The following is a 1,298-nucleotide window of genomic DNA, read 5'->3' on the forward strand; positions in this document are numbered from 1 at the left end:
GCGGCACCACCATCCGGGCCGGCGAGGGCATCCTCCCGCTCAACAACTCCGCCAACCACGACGAGAGCGTCTTCCCCGACGCCGACACCCTCGACATCCACCGCGAGGCCCGCAGCCACCTCGCCTTCGGCTACGGCATCCACCAGTGCATCGGCCAGAACCTCGCCCGGATCGAACTCGAAATCGTCTACGGCACCCTCATCAAGCGCATCCCCGATCTCAAACTCGCCGCCCCGCTCAGCGAGTTGAAGTTCAAGGACGACGCCATCGTCTACGGCATCTACGAACTGCCCGTCACCTGGTGACCGAGGCACGCCCCACCATTCGACCCCGAGTCCCAGTTCGAGAGGGCACCATGACCCAGACTGCCGATCAGGACCACCCGGCGGCGCAGCTCCCGACCTTCCCGATGACCCGCACCTGTCCGTTCAGCCCGCCCGCGGAGTACGCCAAGCTCCGCGAGAGCGAGCCGGTCTCCCGGGCGAGCCTCAAGGTCAACGGCAGGCCGGCCTGGCTGGTCACCACGTACGAGCACGTCAGGGCGGTCCTCGGCGACTCCCGGGTGAGCTCCAACCTCAAACTGCCCGGCTACCCGCACCAGTTCCACATCCCCGAGGAGATGCTGCAAGAGGTCCGCCTCATGCTGCTCTCGATGGACCCGCCGGACCACACCGCGCAACGCCGCATGCTGATCCCCGAGTTCACCGCCCGGCGGATGCGCGCGATCCGGCCCCGGATCCAGGAGATCGTGGACGCCCGGATCGACGCGATGCTCGCCAAGGGCGGCCCGGTGGACCTGGTGACCGCGCTCGCGCTGCCGGTGCCCTCGCTGGTGATCTGCGAACTGCTCGGCGTGCCCTACGAGGACCACGCGCAGTTCGAGGAGTGGTCGGCGCTGATGATGAACCACGACATCAGCCCGGAGGAGTACGGGGCGGCCGTCGTCGGCCTGGACACCTACCTGGACAAGCTGATCACCGCCAAGGAGAACGAGCCGGGCGACGACCTGATCAGCCGGTTCATCGAGAAGAACCGCGCGGAGCCGATCGCCGACCACACCGACATCGTGACCATGGCCCGGCTGATGCTCGTCGGCGGCCACGAGACCACCGCCAACATGATCTCGCTCGGCGTCCTGGGCCTGCTGGAGCACCCGGAGCAGCTCGCCGCCGTCCAGGCCGACCCGGCGCTGCTGCCGGGCGCGGTGGAGGAGCTGCTGCGCTTCTTCAGCATCTCCGACTCCGGCACCGCCCGGGTCGCACTGGAGGACATCGAGCTCGGCGGCACCACCATCCGGG

The 1,298-nt window shown here is 68.6% G+C and carries 2 protein-coding genes; both read left to right on the forward strand.

Going from position 1 to position 1,298, the window contains the following annotated elements:
* Positions 1–305 (forward strand): cytochrome P450 (locus UK12_RS32610; RefSeq protein ID WP_045306825.1); only part of this gene is annotated, 305 nt, incomplete at its 5' end.
* Between the two features lie 50 nt (positions 306–355).
* On the forward strand, positions 356–1,298 hold a 943-nt coding region (locus tag UK12_RS32615; RefSeq protein WP_045306826.1), incomplete at its 3' end, for a cytochrome P450.

The sequence above is a fragment of the Saccharothrix sp. ST-888 genome, from assembly GCF_000955975.1.
Lineage (GTDB): Bacteria > Actinomycetota > Actinomycetes > Streptomycetales > Streptomycetaceae > Kitasatospora.